Origin of the sequence: Pacificimonas pallii (assembly GCF_019204005.1) — a bacterium.
GTDB lineage: Bacteria > Pseudomonadota > Alphaproteobacteria > Sphingomonadales > Sphingomonadaceae > Pacificimonas > Pacificimonas pallii.
This window is the reverse complement of the sequence record NZ_JAGSPA010000002.1, coordinates 388,324-405,086: the sequence shown is the minus strand read 5'-3', so window position 1 is coordinate 405,086 and position 16,763 is coordinate 388,324. Positions and strand designations below refer to the sequence as shown.

General features: G+C 61.4%; 15 protein-coding genes. 1 reads left to right on the top strand and 14 read right to left on the bottom strand.

Features of this window, described 5'->3' with window-relative positions:
- Nucleotides 1–5 precede the first annotated feature (5 nt).
- Nucleotides 6–596: a DUF4142 domain-containing protein gene (locus KCG44_RS07065; protein WP_218445198.1), complete on the bottom strand. Its 591-nt coding sequence runs from the start codon at nt 594–596 to the stop codon at nt 6–8.
- Between the two features lie 49 nt (nt 597–645).
- Complete coding sequence (locus KCG44_RS07060; RefSeq protein ID WP_218445196.1) at nt 646–1,902, bottom strand: S41 family peptidase; 1,257 nt, start codon at nt 1,900–1,902, stop codon at nt 646–648.
- Between the two features lie 325 nt (nt 1,903–2,227).
- Between KCG44_RS07060 and KCG44_RS07055 the strand changes: the two genes are divergently transcribed.
- Nucleotides 2,228–2,794 (top strand): VPLPA-CTERM sorting domain-containing protein, encoded by a 567-nt coding sequence (locus KCG44_RS07055; RefSeq protein WP_218445195.1) that lies wholly within the window; start codon nt 2,228–2,230, stop codon nt 2,792–2,794.
- 47 nt (nt 2,795–2,841) lie between these two features.
- On the opposite strand, the gene lpdA is transcribed toward KCG44_RS07055, so the two are convergent.
- The 12 genes from lpdA to tpiA all read right to left on the bottom strand — a co-directional run bounded on the left by lpdA (nt 2,842) and on the right by tpiA (nt 16,741).
- A complete protein-coding gene (lpdA, locus tag KCG44_RS07050) occupies nt 2,842–4,260 on the bottom strand; it encodes a dihydrolipoyl dehydrogenase (RefSeq protein ID WP_218445194.1) in 1,419 nt (472 codons plus the stop codon).
- A 104-nt stretch (nt 4,261–4,364) separates the two neighbouring features.
- The gene (locus tag KCG44_RS07045; protein WP_218445193.1) at nt 4,365–5,723 is read right to left on the bottom strand and encodes a pyruvate dehydrogenase complex dihydrolipoamide acetyltransferase; all 1,359 of its coding nucleotides are present in this window, start codon (nt 5,721–5,723) and stop codon (nt 4,365–4,367) included.
- 112 nt (nt 5,724–5,835) lie between these two features.
- Nucleotides 5,836–7,221, bottom strand: coding sequence for a pyruvate dehydrogenase complex E1 component subunit beta (locus tag KCG44_RS07040; protein ID WP_218445192.1), 1,386 nt, complete (start codon nt 7,219–7,221; stop codon nt 5,836–5,838).
- Nucleotides 7,221–8,297, bottom strand: coding sequence for a pyruvate dehydrogenase (acetyl-transferring) E1 component subunit alpha (gene pdhA, locus KCG44_RS07035; RefSeq protein ID WP_218445190.1), 1,077 nt, complete (start codon nt 8,295–8,297; stop codon nt 7,221–7,223). The genes KCG44_RS07040 and pdhA overlap by 1 nt, the downstream gene beginning before the upstream one ends.
- A gap of 190 nt (nt 8,298–8,487) precedes the next feature.
- Complete coding sequence (locus KCG44_RS07030; RefSeq protein ID WP_218445189.1) at nt 8,488–8,811, bottom strand: FtsB family cell division protein; 324 nt, start codon at nt 8,809–8,811, stop codon at nt 8,488–8,490.
- 465 nt (nt 8,812–9,276) lie between these two features.
- The gene (locus KCG44_RS07025) at nt 9,277–9,864 is read right to left on the bottom strand and encodes a PEP-CTERM sorting domain-containing protein (RefSeq protein ID WP_218445188.1); all 588 of its coding nucleotides are present in this window, start codon (nt 9,862–9,864) and stop codon (nt 9,277–9,279) included.
- 204 nt (nt 9,865–10,068) lie between these two features.
- Nucleotides 10,069–10,758, bottom strand: a complete 690-nt coding sequence (locus KCG44_RS07020) for an ABC transporter ATP-binding protein (protein ID WP_218445187.1) — start codon at nt 10,756–10,758, stop codon at nt 10,069–10,071.
- Nucleotides 10,751–12,001, bottom strand: a complete 1,251-nt coding sequence (locus KCG44_RS07015; RefSeq protein ID WP_218445185.1) for a lipoprotein-releasing ABC transporter permease subunit — start codon at nt 11,999–12,001, stop codon at nt 10,751–10,753. Before KCG44_RS07015 ends, KCG44_RS07020 begins: the two co-directional genes overlap by 8 nt.
- 124 nt (nt 12,002–12,125) lie before the next feature.
- Nucleotides 12,126–13,415: a proline--tRNA ligase gene (gene proS / locus KCG44_RS07010; RefSeq protein WP_218445184.1), complete on the bottom strand. Its 1,290-nt coding sequence runs from the start codon at nt 13,413–13,415 to the stop codon at nt 12,126–12,128.
- Nucleotides 13,416–13,762: 347 nt separating this feature from the next.
- Entirely contained in the window at nt 13,763–15,391 is a 1,629-nt protein-coding gene (pyrG, locus tag KCG44_RS07005) for a CTP synthase (protein WP_218445183.1), read from the bottom strand.
- A 64-nt stretch (nt 15,392–15,455) separates the two neighbouring features.
- Nucleotides 15,456–15,914 (bottom strand): preprotein translocase subunit SecG, encoded by a 459-nt coding sequence (gene secG / locus KCG44_RS07000; protein WP_218445182.1) that lies wholly within the window; start codon nt 15,912–15,914, stop codon nt 15,456–15,458.
- Nucleotides 15,915–15,997: 83 nt separating this feature from the next.
- Nucleotides 15,998–16,741 (bottom strand): triose-phosphate isomerase, encoded by a 744-nt coding sequence (gene tpiA / locus KCG44_RS06995; RefSeq protein ID WP_218445180.1) that lies wholly within the window; start codon nt 16,739–16,741, stop codon nt 15,998–16,000.
- Between the last annotated feature and the right edge of the window lie 22 nt (nt 16,742–16,763).

Below are 16,763 nucleotides of genomic sequence, written 5' to 3'. Positions count from 1 at the left end.
TTGCGCTATAATTTAGCGAGTTGATCGCCATGCGCTTCGGTAGTGATTTTGACGTCCTTTGCCCATGACACCAGCGCCGGATACGTGCCGGTTTCAAGATAGTCGTCAATGGCCGCGACGAACTCGCGGCGGGCTGCGCGTGTCTTCTTGAGATACATGTCGTCCGCATTCAGCGCGCCGCGCATCTCGGCCATCGCCTGCTCGAACGCGTCTCCCTTGGTGTTCATCGTCAGGTCCGGGGACGTTTCCTGCATGGCGGCCTTCAGACTGGCCAGCATGAGACGGTGATCCGCAATGCTGCTCTCGACATAAGCCTTGACGTCATCGCGCTTGGCATCGCGCGAAGCGATATCCGCGATCCCCACCATCAGCCCGCCTGCCGCGGCTACCCTATCGATAAAATCCTGTGCCTCGGTCAGCTCTCCGGAATTCGCGACAGCAATCTCCGCCGCCTGCATCTCGGCTTCGATATCCGCAACAACTTCATCAGGCGTTGGGCCGGCATCCGTGGCACCGCCATCGCCGCATGCCGTCAGCATCAGTAACGAGACGGGGATAAGAGCAATGGCGGTCCTGCCGCGGGTGATGATGGTCATGGCGGTCACAACGAGCCGCCAGGCCGCACGTTCCGTCCATCCGCGCGATTTATCGCCTAAACCCCGGCTCTCCGCCGACCGACTCCCATGTCGAGGCAACCGGGCATGTTGTGGCCGTCTCTGCCGGAACGAAGTCTTCGCGCGGAGTGCCGTCCACATGGTACATCCGCTCAATGGGCAGGCTGATGCGGATACCCGATTCGGGCAGCGTGAACTGCTCGATCGCCCCCAGCAAACCTGCCATCAGCGTCCCGACCACATCCGCACCCATCGCGTCGAACCCAAGCCCCATGCCCTCGCCCATACTGCCGGTCCATCGTCCGACGAGCACTGTCACACAGCCGGCATAGCGCGCGGTCCCCCGCGGCGAGACGAGTTCACGCCAGCTCCTTGTAATTCCCATCGGTTCGGCGTCCGCGCGCAGCCTGTGCTCCTGATACGGCGTCGGCGTGTCGACGAACCAGCCCATGATCCCGCGCGCGACCGACGTATTGCCGCCACTCGGTGTTTCCCTCAGGTCGATGACGATCTCAGGCGCGACGCTGGCGGCCGCCATTGCTGCATCGAAGGCGGTGACCGTGTCGATATCACCCAAAGAATTGCCGATGCGGATGATCGGTACGCCGCCGCGCTCCTCGACCGTCACGGCGGACCGCTCCGGCATTGGCGCGTCATATAACGTCGGCAACGTCAGCGCGGTTTCGGCCCCCGCCGCGTCTCTGACCGTCAGCTTGCGGTCCCCGCCCTGTCGGCCATTCGCCAGCAGCCGCGCCGCATAGCCTCTCCGCTCGTCGTCCGGCTCATATCCAAGCGCATCCCAGAACGCCGCCACCGCCTCGGCGGCAGGCGTCCCATTCACCGCAACCAGCATATTCCCGGCGGCAATTCCGGCCCCCGCCGCGGGGGACCCCCGCCGCACGGACGAGATCACATAAGCGCCATCCTGAACCTCGACCCACATGTCCGCATAGGTCGGCACCAATGCGAAGCTCTGTTTTGAGGATCGGTTCAGCGAGGCATGATGGTCGGCCAGCGCGAGCGCAACCTTCTCGGCATAAAGGAACAGGTCCCGCTCCGTCTCGATCGCCAGGCGTTCGGCGCGAAGAAGGTCTGATTCATGACCGACCGTGTTGTCCAGCCGTTCTGGATAGGCATATATTTCCGGTACAAGCTTTTTAAGTTCAGTGGCGGCAGACTGCCATTTCACAGCGCTCGCGCCGGCCTGTTCGGCGCGCGCTGGCAGCGCTGCTGCGTGCACCATCGCGGCCAGCATGAAGGTCCGGAGAAACAGGGGAGCCACTGCCATCACATAGCGCCGCCGACAACTGACATGCATTCACCATACTCCATAATCTTTTGTATTTATAAAAATATCCACAAACGTGCCGATCAGGCTCATTCTATCAAACCTCACCAGAAGCTCAGGCGCCATCAGCCCGAACATGTGAATTCCAGAAAATCAAGATTCCGGGGCTGTGGTGTCGGCAAATTTTACAGAATGAACAAGTAGCAATATACTCGCAAATTTATGTTTTGTCCTTTTTCAATATCTTATAAAGAATATGTGAAATTGGCGCAATATTTGCATGAAGTTTTATTTGACGACTTATTACAGTTTTTGCGGGGAGTATATGATGACCATATCAATCGGTTTTGGTGGGAAAGCAGCTGTGGCGTTGAGCCTGCTTATGGCGTCAGCCTCGGCTAATGCGGTGATTTTCGATTTTGAGTTTCTCGATGCGGACGGCGTGATGGCTGGCAGCGGCTATTATGAGTTCGATGACATCGATCCGTCGAACAAGGCGTCATTTGCCTCGCTCACCGGATTCTCCTGGGAGTTTAACATCGCCGGGTTCGGCCTGTTTCTTTCGTCCGCGAATGGCGACGTTCCGTCGACGGACTCCCTCGTAAGTGAAGGCATCCAGCTCTCCGGAGCCGTGGGAAGCCGAACGTTAACATTTTTTGACGATGGCGCTCTGAATATTCTGCATCAGGATATTTCGCGCAGCTTTCCCACAGGCATTCAGTTCAATGATGCCAATCTGTCACAAGCGGAGTACTTCGATGAGAATGGCCTGATTGAATCCGGCACATTCACGGCAACGGAAAGGGGCATTGCCGTACCTGCACCCGCCGGATCGCTATTTCTGCTTGGCGGAATTGCTTTCCTTGCAGCGGGTCGCCGTCCGAAGTCTTAATTCGGAATCGTTATTACTGATTCCCTGACGCAAAAGCTGTCAGGGAATCAGTAGTGAAGTGCCCGGCCATAGGCGTCGAGAACGCTCTCATGCATCATTTCGCTTAGCGTCGGGTGGGCGAAGACGGTCTGCATCAGCTGCTCCTCCGTCGTTTCCAGCTGGCGGGCGACGACGAAGCCTTGGATCAACTCCGTGACTTCAGCACCGATCATGTGCGCGCCGAGCAGCTCACCTGTTTCCGCGTCAAAGATGGTCTTCACCATGCCGTCAGCTTCGCCGAGCGCGATTGCCTTGCCATTACCGATGAACGGGAAGCGGCCGACCTTCAGCTTGTGACCGGCCTCTTTGGCCTTTTCTTCTGTCAGGCCGATGCTGGCGATTTGCGGGCGGGCATAGGTGCAGCCGGGGATGTTGGACTTGTCCATTGGATGCGGCGCATGTCCGCTGCCCTTGCCCAGCTGTTCCGCGATGCTTTCCGCCGCGACGACGCCCTCATGTGACGCCTTGTGCGCCAGCCACGGTGCGCCGGTGACATCGCCGATCGCCCACACAGTCTCCACGTTCGTCCTGCCATGGGCGTCGTTGACGACGTGCCCGCGATCGGTCTTCACGCCCAGCTCTTCCAGGCCGATATTTTCCGTATTGGGCGCAATGCCGATGGCCAGGATGACATGGCTGAATTCGGTCACATCGACCTTGCCCGCCCTGTCCTTGATCGACGCCTTCACGCCCTTCGCGCCGACATCGATCTTCTCGACGGCGGCCTCGGTCATGATGGTCATGCCGTCGGCTTTCAGCCGTTTCAGCATATGCGCAGAGATGTCCTTATCCTCCACCGGCACGATCCGGTCCATCATCTCGACGATGGTCACGTCCGCGCCCATGTCGCTGTAGAAGCTGGCGAATTCAACGCCAATCGCGCCCGACCCAATGACCAGCAGCTTCGACGGCATTTCCGTCGGCGTCATGGCATGGCGGTAGGTCCATACGCGCTTCCCGTCCGCCTTCAGATGCGGCAGCTCACGCGCCCGCGCGCCTGTTGCCACGATGATGTGCTCGCCCGTAAGGTCGGTGGTCTTGCCGTCCTTGGTGACGGACAGCTTGCCCTTGCCGGTGATCTTGCCGTCGCCCTCATGAACGTCGATCTTGTTCTTCTTCATCAGATGCTTGATGCCGCTATTGAGCTGCCCCGCCACACCGCGCGAGCGCTTCACGACCGCATCCAGATCCGCACTGACCCCCGTCGCCGAAAGCCCGTAATCCTTCGCATTGTCCATCATGTGCTTCACTTCGGAAGACCTGAGCAGCGCCTTCGTCGGGATGCACCCCCAGTTGAGGCAAATCCCGCCAAGCTTTTCCCGCTCGACGATCGCCGTTTTCAGGCCAAGCTGCGCGGCACGGATCGCCGCGACATAGCCGCCGGGTCCGGAGCCGAGGACGATGAGGTCGTAAATATTAGCGGACATTTCGCATCTCTTTCCCAAATTTCAAGGCGCCCTTGCCAAGTTCCGCCATGCAGTACGCTGCCAGGCTCCACTTGTTCTCTCCCTCGAGGGGAGAGGAAAATACGTTACGCCAGCATCCCCATCGGGCTTTCCACCAGCCGCTGGAACGCCGCCATCAGCTCCGCGCCCGTTGCGCCGTCGATGGCGCGGTGGTCGAAGCTGCCGGTCGCGCTCATGACGGTGGCGATGCTGACCGCTTCGTCGACGACATGCGGGCGTTTCTCGCCGGCGCCAATGGCCATGATCATGCCCTGCGGCGGGTTGATGACCGCGCCGAATTCCTTGATGCCGTACATGCCAAGGTTCGAGATGGAGCAGGTACCGCCCATGAACTCCTCGGGCTTCAGCTTGCCTTCGCGCGCACGGCCCGCAAGATCCTTAGACTCCGTCGCGATGGACGACAGGCGTTTTTCGGCGGCGTTGCGGATGATCGGCGTGATCAGGCCGCCGTCAATGGCGACCGCCATGCTGACGTCCACGCGGTCATATTTGATCAGATTATCGCCCGCGAACTGAACATTCGCCTCCGGCACCTCTGTCAGTGCCACGGCGAGCGCCTTGATCAGGAGGTCGTTGACGCTCAGCTTCACGCCCTTCTCAACCAGGTCGGCGTTCAATTCGCCGCGCAGTTTCAAGAGTTTATCCAGATTACAGTCGAGCGTCAGGTAGAAATGCGGAACCGTCTGTTTCGATTCCGTCAGGCGGCGCGCCGTCACCTTGCGCACATTCGACAGCTTCACGATTTCGTGCGGCGCATCCGCATTGGCTTCGGTCTGCACCGCCGCCGGTGCGGGTGCGGCGGATGGCTGGGATTTCGCGGCCGCGGCGGCGGGGGCGGATGCTCCGGCATTCGCATCGGCAACGTCGGCCTTCACGATGCGGCCCTTCGGGCCCGAGCCCTTGATGGCGGACAGGTCCAGGCCCCTTGCCTCGGCAATGCGGCGTGCCAGCGGCGTGATGTTCACCCGGTCGCCGTCCACCTTGGGCGCGGCGCCCGCGCGCGGCAGGTCGCCGGACAGCGCGGCCTCGCGTCCATGCCCCTTATCCGCGGATTTCGGCGCCGGGACCGCCTTTGGTTCCGGCTCGGCCGCAGCCGCCTCAGCCGGCTTGTCCTCTTCGCGCGCATCCGTCTTGGGCGCGCTCGACGTCGCGGCGTCCGCACTTACAGCGCCCGCATCCTCACCCTCTTCGGCCAGCAGCAGGATCGCCGTGCCGACGGCCACTTCCTCCGTGCCCTCATCGATCAGGATCTGCGCGACCGTACCTTCATCGACCGCTTCGACTTCCATCGTCGCCTTGTCGGTCTCGATCTCCGCCAGCAGGTCGCCGGGTGCAACGGTATCGCCCGGCTTCACGATCCATTTGGCGAGCGTGCCATGTTCCATCGTCGGCGACAGGGCAGGCATTGTGATGGTAATGGGCATTCCGGTTTCACCTCGTCTAAATCGTCCGAAGAGTTTTCTTGCCTTTTCGTTTTCGTCACCCCCGGCGTGCACCGGGATGACGGATGCGGAAAAAACTCAATACTCGTTTCGATCAGTCCTTATAACAAACGCGTTTCGCCGCCTTCACGACGTCTTCCACCTTCAGGAGCGCGGCCTTCTCCAGATTCTCGGCATAGGGCAGCGGTACGTCCTCATTCGTGACACGCAGCACGGGCGCGTCCAGATGATCAAAGCCGTCCTCCATGCAGATCGCCTGGATTTCCGACGCGATGGAGCAGGTTGGCCAGCCTTCTTCGACCACGACCATGCGGTTCGTCTTCCTCAGGCTGGCAAGCACGGCCGCCTTGTCGAGCGGTCGCAGGGTCCTGAGATCGATGACCTCTGCGTCGATTCCCTCGTCCGCCAGCTTGGCGGCGGCATCCAGCGCAACGCCGACACCGATGGAATAGCTGACCAGCGATACATCCGTCCCGGACTTCATCGTGCGCGCCTTGCCGATGGGCAGCACCCAGTCGTCCATGACCGGCACGTCGAAGCTCTGGCCGTAAAGCAGCTCATTTTCCAGGAACACAACCGGGTCCGGCGACTGGATCGCCGCCCGCAAAAGCCCTTTGGCGTCCGCGGCGTCATAGGGGCAGATCACGATCAGTCCGGGCACGCTTGCATACCACGGTCCATAATTCTGGCTGTGCTGCGCGGCGACACGGCTTGCGGCGCCATTTGGCCCGCGGAACACCATGGGACAGCGCATCTGACCGCCCGACATGTAATTCGTCTTCGCCGCGGAATTGATGATGTGGTCGATCGCCTGCATGGCGAAGTTGAACGTCATGAACTCGACGATTGGCTTCAGGCCGCCCATCGCCGCGCCCGTACCCAGACCGGCAAAGCCATATTCCGTGATCGGCGTGTCGACGACGCGCTTGTCGCCAAACTCGTCCAGCAGGCCCTGCGTCACCTTGTAGGCGCCCTGATATTCCGCAACTTCCTCGCCCATGACAAAGACGGTATCGTCGGCGCGCATTTCCTCCGCCATCGCATCGCGCAAAGCCTCGCGCACGGTCTGGCGCTTCATCTCCGTGCCTTCGGGAACCTCCGGGTCGGTGGACAGGCTTGCGGGGTCTTCACCGGCCTTCGGCGTCACATTCTCGACATCGGGCGTCGCCGCTGCCTGCTGCGTCTCGGCGGATGCCGGTGCCGTAGCGGACGGCGCCTCCACGGCACTGGCGTCCTCATCCTCCCGGGCAATGATCGCGATCAGCGTGCCGACCTTCACATCCTCCGTGCCATCGGCGACCAGGATCTTCGCGACCGTCCCGCCTTCATCCGCTTCCAGCTCCATCGTCGCCTTGTCGGTCTCGATCTCGGCGAGCAGCGCTCCGGGCTCCACCGTGTCGCCCTCAGCCACCAGCCATTTGGCGAGCGTGCCCTCCTCCATCGTCGGGGACATCGCAGGCAGTTTGATTTCGATAGGCATCAGCCGTAGCTCCCCACCAGCACGTCGGTATATAGTTCTTTCAGCTCCGGCTCCGGCGTCTGTTCGGCAAAGTCCGCCGCCTCGTTGACTTCAGCGCGGATAATCTTCTCCAGTTCCTTCAGCCCGTCCTCGGTCTCACCCATTTCCAGCAGCAGCACCTTCGCCGCTTCAATGGGATCACGCTTTGTGCGGACGTCCGTCACTTCATCGCGTGACCGGTATTTCGCCGGGTCGGACATGGAATGGCCGCGATAGCGATAGGTCATCATCTCAATGAGCAGCGGGCCCTTGCCGGAACGGATCCAGTCATAGGCCGCATCGCCCGCGCCGCGCACATCGAGCACGTCCATGCCATTGACCTGCATGCCCTCGATCCGAAAACTCTCGCCGCGGCGGAACAGCTCATGCTCCGCCGATGCGCGGTTCACCGATGTGCCCATGGCATATTGGTTATTCTCAATGACGTAGAGCACGGGGAGCTTCCAGAGCTCGGCCATGTTGAAGCTCTCGTAAACCTGCCCCTGGTTCGCCGCGCCGTCACCGAAATAGGTGGTCGCGACGCCGTCATCGCCCTTATATTTATGCGCGAAGGCCAGGCCGGTACCCAGCGGCACCTGCGCCGCGACGATGCCGTGCCCGCCGTAAAAGCCGTGTTCCACGCTGAACATGTGCATGGAGCCGCCCTTGCCCTTTGAAATACCCGCGGCGCGGCCGGTCAGTTCGGCCATGACGACCTTGGCGGGAATGCCGCAGGCGAGCATGTGGCCATGATCGCGGTAGCCGGTAATGACGCTGTCCTGCTCCTTCATGGCGGACTGAAGGCCGACGACGACCGCTTCCTGTCCGATGTAAAGGTGGCAGAAGCCGCCAATCAGACCCATGCCATAAAGCTGCCCGGCCTTCTCCTCAAAGCGGCGGATCAGCAGCATCTGCCGATAGAATTCCGTCAGCTCTTCGCGCGTCGCTTCATAGCGGCCCGGGGCTTCGATAGGATCGAGACCCGGACGGGCCTCGCTGACCCTGACCCGCGATGGTTCCGTCTTCGTCTGCTTTCTCGCCGCCTTTTTCGGTGCCATACCGCATCCCTTGTGCAACTGCCTCAGCCTGCTGCTAGCCAAGCAAAGGCGGCGCTACAATGGCAGAACATGTAAAAAGTTCTACTCAAAAATATTGGCAACCAAATGGGTTCGAAATGAACATTTAAGAAAACCAGGCCGCACGCCCGGAACGATCGATTGGATGTGCGAATAAGACCGATTCGCAGTTTCAGTCTTTCAGGCGCACGATCATCTCGTCATCGTGGATCAGGCCCAGCTTCTGCCGCACCAGTTCTTCGCCATAATCCGCTTCGACCCGGTCACCCAGCAGGGACAGTTTATGCTCCAGCTGCGCGCGTTCCTCGGCCAGCGCGGCGGCCTCGATCTCCAGCTGCGCCTGCTTCTCTTTATAGCCGCCCAGCGCCAGCAGTCCGGTGTCGCCGGCCAGCGAATGCCAGCCGAAGAAAGCGAGAACGACCAGAAACAGCGACGGCGCCAGCACGGGCCGCACATGACTTTCCCAGGTCTCTCGAAAGGCGTCGGAAATTCTCATCCTGCCCGACTTGAATCACGCCGCGAGTCGCCGGTCAAGCAAAGAATGACAGGATGAAGATCAACGGGGCGGTGGCAGCGATGAAACCGATGTGCTGCGTGCTTTGAAATTATTCGCGTTCCCTTCGCTCATTTTATCAAAGACCATCGCCGCGCGGGTCTTGCCGGTGATTGGGGCAAGTGCGGCAGACCGCGCGCACTACAGTCGCCGTACCGCGCGAAGGAAAGCCAAGGCTGCCGCCGTCCGATCCGCCATCACCTTGCTGTCCGCGGCAGGTTCGGCGGCGCTTTCCAAACAGGCGGCATTGCCAAACATGAAGACAACGTCGAAGTCATGCATGACGCATCGTCGCGAAAACCGGCATCTTCGCTAGTTGCGCAAAATAAGGGGGCGGCAGCCTTGTCCCAAAGGACCAGGCAACCGCCCCCTTTATATTTAACCGGCCCGCTTACACGTGCCTGTGGATCAGGCCTTGCGCCGCGCCGCAACAAGCCCGCCAACACCCAGCAGCAGCAGGCCGAGCGCACCCGGTGCGGGCACACTGTTACTGGGGCCAGGATCGTTCGATACCATATTCCAGAACGTCACGTGTGAAATATCGGCGATTTTCCCGCCATTATTAACGATGTCCGTGACCAGGCTTCCCGCACTGATACCATCCTCATAATGAAAGAGGATGAAATCATTGGCCGCCTTCACAGTGATATAGGTCGCCGCGAGGGCGTCATCCAGAATGCTGAAATTCGTATCAGGCGATGAAAAGTCCCATTCACCGCCGGAAAATGTCGCATTCGTAAATGTAAACAGCGCGCCGTTGGCGTCGCTCTTGCCATATTGAGTCAAAATGACCGCGTTGCTGGTCGCAGCCAGAATCGCCGCCTGCACATTCGCGGTGTTGTCGTTCGTATTGCCTTTCAGGCCGTCATACAGACAAGCATAGTCGCCGGGACCATATCCGCCATCCGCACATAGCGGCGTTGCCACCGCCGCAGTGGACGCGCCAAGGGCGATGGTCGTACCGATAAGAAGAATGCTCTTGGAAAACACCGACATGATCTGCTCCTAAGATGACGTGAACCGAACGCTGCCCACATGGCATACCGACGGATCGTCTGTTTGCCGTTAATAAAGCAAGCTTCGTGCCAATCCGCTAAGCGCATGATGTTTCACACTTTCGACGTGAAGCGAAAACAAAAGTGTAAGAATATTCGACAGTCAGCACGATGGCGGTGTTCCAGAAACCCCATTCATGGCCCGCTAAACGAGGCGCCCCTCATGCAGTTCGACGATCCGGTCCATCTGCCGTGCGAGCGCTGTATTGTGCGTCGCGATCAGGGCGGCACTGCCCTTGCCGCGCACGACTTTCAGAAACTCGCCCAGCACCCGTTCCGACGTCGCCTCGTCGAGATTGCCCGTCGGTTCATCGGCCAGGACAAGCACGGGATCGTTCGCCAGCGCCCGCGCCACGGCGACGCGCTGCTGCTCGCCGCCCGACAGCTGGCTTGGGCGGTGCGTCAGCCGCTCGCCAAGGCCCAGTTCGGTCAATAGTTTGCGACTACGCTCCTCTGCCGCGGCGCGTTTTCGTCCGGCGATCAGCTGCGGCATCACGACATTTTCTTCCGCGTTGAAGTCCGGCAGCAGGTGATGGAACTGATAGACGAAGCCCAGCTTCTCCCGCCGCACACGCGTCCGGGTCGCGGCATCGGCCTTTTCGACCTGTTCGCCGTCAATCGCGATCGTACCGCCAAAACCCCCTTCCAGCAGCCCGATCGCCTGCAACATGGTCGACTTGCCGCTGCCGGACGGGCCGAGCAGCGCGACGATTTCGCCGGGCGCGATCCTGAAATCGACGCCGCGCAGCACCTCGATCGTCACATGTCCCTGCGTGAAGCTTCGCGACAGCCCCGTCACCGACAGCACGTCTTCGCCCGGCGCGTCCTTATTCATAACGCAGCACCTCGACCGGGTCGGTGTTCGCCGCCTTCCACGCGGGATAAAGGGTCGCGAGGAAGCTCAGCGCCAGCGCGATCAGACAAATGGCGATGACTTCCACAGGTTCTGTCCGGGCGGGCAGTTCGGTCAAATAGCGGATCGAGGGGTCCCACAAATTCACCCCTGTCAGCGCGCCAATGCCCTCCACCACATTCTGACGGAACGTCAGAAAGGTGAACCCAAGGACCAGCCCCAGCGCGATCCCCGCGCCGCCGATCAGCGTGCCGACAGTGACGAAGACACGCATCATCGCGCCCCGCCCCGCCCCCATGGTCCGCAGGATCGCAATATCCTTCGTCTTCGCGCGCACCAGCATAATCAGACTCGTCAGGATGTTGAAGCAGGCCACCAGGATGATGAATCCGACGACAACGAACATCACCGTCCGCTCGACCGTCAGCGCCTGAAACAATACGCCGTTCAGCTGCCGCCAGTCGCGCATCTCTCCGCGGCCCAGGATCATATCCGGGACCGGTGCCAGGATCGTTTCGACATCGTCCGCCGACACGGTATTGATCGTGATCTGACCGACATCGTCGCCCATCCGCAGATAGAGCTGCGCATCCTCCAGCGTCATCAGGACAAAGGCCTTGTCATATTCGAAAATACCGACCTCGAAGATCGCGGCGACTTCATAGGGCACGATGCGCGGGGTGGTACCAAAGGGCGTCACCTGCCCTTCGGGTGAAATCAGGCTGATCGTATCGCCGACCGTCGCACCCATGGCCTCGGCAAGCCGCGCGCCAATGGCCACGCGCGGTTCCTCCCCGCGATAGACATCCTCAAGCCGCCCCGCGACCACACCCTCTGCCAGCTGCGGAATCAGGTTGAGATCCCGCTGCCTTATGCCGCGCAGCAGGACGCCCTCGGCGCGGTTGCGATGGCTGGCGAGCAGCGGCGTCTCGATGATCGGCACGGCCTGCGTCACGCCGGGCAGCGCGGAAATATCCTCGATCAATGGCTCCCAGTCCGGCAGCCGCCCGTCATAGCCCTGCACCACGGCATCGCCATTCAGGCCATTAATCCGCTCGAACAGCTCCGCGCGAAACCCGTTCATCACCGACATCACCGCGATCAGCGCCGCCACGCCCAGCGCCACGGCGATCAGCGAGATCACCGCGACAAGGAAAATGAACCCTTCCCCGCGCGCCGGCAGCAGATAACGCCGCGCCAGGGTGCGTTCGTAGGCGGTGATCATAAGGACGCATTGCCTTGAACATTATCGTCCCGAGCGCGGTCAAGGGTCACCGCGCGTCCCTCGACTGCGCTCGGGACGATGGACATCGAACGTGGCATCGGCAGGCGGCGGCGCAGGCCAGGCATCAGGCCAGCACCTTGGCAAGCGCGTCTTCCGGCGACAGTTCAGCTTTTTCGCCCGTCCGCCTGTTCTTGACTTCGACCACACCCGTTTTCACACCGCGCGGGCCGACGATCACCTGCCAGGGCAGGCCGATCACATCCATGCACGCGAATTTCGATCCGCCGCGTTCGTCGCGGTCGTCATACAGCGTCTCAACACCGGCATCCCGCATCTGGCCATACAGCGTCTCGCACATCGCATCGCACGCCTCATCCCCCTGCCGCAGGTTGATCAGACCGGCGCGATATGGCGCCACCTGTTCCGGCCAGACAATGCCGTCATCATCGTGGCACGCCTCGACGATCGCCCCCATCAGGCGCGAGACACCGACGCCGTAGCTACCCATGAGCGGATGCACGGTCGCGCCGTCCCTGCCCTGCACCGAAAAGCCCATCGCCTCGGTATATTTGGTGCCGAACGCGAAGATGTGCCCCACCTCGATTCCGCGCCGCTTCAGCAGGCGCTCGGCCGGCACGGGACAATCGGTGACCTTTGCGTGCTCTTCCTCTTCCATCGCATAGGTCGCGGACAGTTTCTCGACCGCGTCCGGGTCTTCGATGGAAATATTCTCAAGCTCCGCATCGTAGAAAATGGCGCTTTCGCCCGTATCGGCGAGCACGTGGAACTCATGGCTCATATCGCCGCCTATCGGCCCCGATGGCGCGCGTACCGGCACGGCTTTCAGGCCGAGCGCCGCGAATGTACGCAGATAAGCCCGGAACTGCGCCTGATAGCTCGCCCGCATCCCGTCTTCGTCCAGGTCGAAGCTATACGCGTCCTTCATCAGGAACTCGCGGCCCCGCATGATACCGAAGCGCGGACGGCGCTCGTCGCGAAACTTCCATTGAATATGATACAGCGTCTTGGGCAAATCGCGGTAGCTCTTCGTTTCCGACATGAACAGCTGCGTGATCATCTCTTCATTCGTGGGGCCGTACAGCATGTCGCGGTCGTGCCGGTCCTTGATGCGCAGCATCTCTGGCCCATAAGCGTCATAGCGCCCCGATTCCCGCCACAGGTCCGCCGCCTGAATGGTCGGCATCAGCATTTCCGCCGCCCCCGCCCGCTCCTGTTCGGCGCGAACGACATCGCCGATCTTCTGCAACACGCGGAGCCCCAGCGGCAGCCACGCATAAATACCGGCCGCCGTCTGGCGAATCAGGCCGGCCCGCAGCATCAGCTGGTGGCTGACGATCTCCGCATCCGAAGGGGTTTCACGAAGGACGGGGACATAGGTTCGGGACATGCGCATGATGTTGGCGCTGTTAGCACGGGCACGGGCGCACGCAAGCAGTCAGCGCGGATGCAAATGGGGAAAGTGCGTTGCGGCGCGGCAACAGTGCCGCGCGAAATCCACCCGCATTTGCGATTCCGCTTGTTCAAACCCGCCTTACCATGCACCTTTTAGCGGTATCAGGTCTCGTCACGGCGAAGTGAGAAGGCCGCCAGCTCGGGGGAGGTGGCGGCCTTTTTTTCTGCCGCGCGACGAGATGGAAAGCCCCTCACCGCATATCTTCGCCGAGACGTGCCCGGTGGATATCCCGGATCGCTGGCGATGGTTGGACCGCACCCGCTGGCAAACCGGAATGAGTCTTTTCGCTAAACCAGTCGGCTCTGTTTCACCGCGGCTTCGACAAAGCTCGCGAACAGCGGATGTGGGTCGAAAGGCTTTGACTTCAGTTCCGGATGAAACTGAACGCCGATGAACCAGGGATGGTCGTCGCGTTCCACCGTTTCAGGCAACAGACCGTCCGGGCTGCTGCCTGAAAATGTAAGTCCGTCGGCCTCCAGCGCGTCACGATAGGCGTTATTGACTTCATAGCGGTGCCTGTGCCGCTCGCTGATTTCCGTGGTGCCATAGATTTTGGCGATAAGGCTGCCCTCCTTCAGCATGGCGGGATAGGCACCCAGCCGCATGGTGCCACCAAGATTGCCGCCCTCCTCGCGCGTTTCCAGGCCTTCCTCCGTCATCCATTCCGTGATCAGGCCCACGACCGGTTCTCCGGTGTCGCCAAATTCAGTGGTGGAGGCGTTCAGGGCACCGCCGGCCCGAACCCCCTCGATGCATGCCATCTGCATGCCCAGGCAAATACCGAAGAACGGGACCTTACGTTCACGCGCAAATCTGATCGCGGCGATCTTGCCTTCCGATCCACGGCTGCCGAACCCACCCGGCACAAGGATCGCATCCAGGGGCTCCAGGGCTTCGACGCTGGGCGCATCCCCTTCGAACAGCTCGCTGTCCAGCCAGCGGATATGCACCTTCACGCGATTCGCGAAACCGCCATGAACCAGCGCCTCCTGCAATGACTTATAGGCGTCCTGCAAACCGGTATATTTCCCGACGATACCGATAGTGACCTCGCCTTCGGCATGCGAGATGCGCTCGGCAATGTCCTCCCACCGGCTGAGGTCCGGGCTGCCCTCCGGCTCGATGCCGAAGGAACGCAGAACCTCCCGGTCCAGCCCCTCCCGATGATATTGCAGGGGAACGTCATAGATTGACCGGGCGTCGAGCGCCGGAATCACGGCTTCCTTGCGGACATTGCAGAACAGCGCGATCTTGCGGCGTTCCTCCTGCGGCAATTCATGCTCGCAGCGGCACACCAGGACATCGGGCTGAATGCCAAGCGAGGTCAGTTCCCTGACGCTGTGCTGTGTCGGTTTCGTCTTCAGTTCGCCCGCCGCCGCGATGTACGGCACCAGCGTGACGTGAATGAAGCAGACATTCTCTTCGCCGACGCCATTCCTCAACTGGCGGATCGCCTCGATGAAGGGCAACGATTCAATATCGCCGACCGTACCGCCGATTTCGCACAGCACGAAATCCAGATCCTCGGTCAGGTTTTTCGCGAAATCCTGAATGGCGTCGGTGACGTGCGGAATGACCTGCACCGTCGCGCCCAGAAAATCGCCGCGACGTTCCTTGGCGATAATGTCCGAATAGACCCGGCCAGAAGTGATGTTGTCGGACTGCCGCCCCGGCACTCCCGTGAAGCGTTCATAATGACCAAGGTCGAGATCGGTCTCCGCGCCATCGTCCGTGACGTAGACCTCGCCGTGCTGATAGGGCGACATCGTCCCCGGATCGACGTTCAGATAGGGATCGAATTTACGGATGCGGACCTTGTAGCCGCGCGCCTGCAACAGGGCCGCCAAAGAGGCACCCATAAGACCTTTGCCAAGCGAGGAAACCACGCCGCCGGTGATGAAAATGAACCGCGCCATGGGAGGACGGCTATAGTCCGGGACCGGCTAGATTCGCCACCCCCGATTTACAGATTAAAGGAAATTATTGCGCGAGAGGGACATCCTCATCGGTCGCTGCGCCCTGTTCCGGCGTCAGTCCCGCGGCACCGTCACTGCCCGGAATGGCGAAGGGAACATCATCGAGCGCCGGTGCCGGTGTCGCGAGCGCGGGATCGTCGGCATCGGTGCCCTGCACATCGTCCGCGATGCCCGGCGCCGCGGCGGTCGGGTCACTCGCCAGCGATGTGTCGATCGCGGAAATGTCGCGGCCATTGGCGGCGAGGATCGCCAGCGCAAGGCTGGTCCCGATGAAAATCACCGCCAGCCATGCCGTGGCCTTGGTCAGCAGATTGCCTGCGCCGCGCGCCGACATCAGGCCGCCGGGGCCGCCGCCGATACCAAGGGCGCCGCCCTCCGACTTCTGCATCAGGATGACGGATACGAGCGCCACCGCGAGCAGCGAGTGGATCACGAGGACGAAGGTGTTGAGAGCGTCTGACATGGTGCACGCGCATATAATGCCCGCGCCGTTCCGCGCAAGGCTGCCCGCGCTTCGCTTCGGCCCCTTCGTTCAGGCGCTGCCCGTCAGGCCGCCTCCACGATCGGCGCGAAATCGGCGACCGTCAAACTCGCGCCGCCCACAAGCGCGCCGCCGACATTGCTGACATGAAGAAGCTCTTCCGCGTTCGCCGCCTTCACCGATCCGCCGTAAAGGATCAGCACGCTCTCACCCGCTTCGCCAAAACGCGACACCAGCGCCGCGCGGATATGATCGTGCATGGCGGCGACGTCGTCCGGCGTCGGCGTGCGTCCGGTACCGATCGCCCAGACCGGCTCATACGCAATGGTCAGCCGCGCGGTATCGCAATCGGGCACTGATCCGGCGAGCTGCGTTCCGACAACGCTCTGCGCCGTCCCCGCGTCGCGTTCGCTTTCCGTTTCACCGACACAGATGATGATATCCAGCCCCGCGGCGAGCGCAGCTTCTGCCTTCGCATGGACGTCGGCGTCGCTTTCCCCCTGATCGGCGCGGCGTTCCGAATGGCCCAGAATCGTGAAGCTCGCCCCGGCATCGCGCAGCATCGCGGCAGAGACGCAGCCGGTATGCGCGCCCGATTCCTTATGATGGCAATCCTCACCGCCGATCGACAGGCTGGTGTCCGCGCTCAGCTGCGCGGCGGAGAATACCAGCGTATGGGGAACCGCCAGCGCCACCGACACGCCGTCCCGCGCCCTGTCGGCCAGCCCGGCAAACGCGCCCAGCCCCGCCAGATCGGCATGCGTGCCATTCATCTTCCAATTGCCCGCAATCAGCATGTTCTTCGCCATTATCGTTCATTTCCCTTCATCT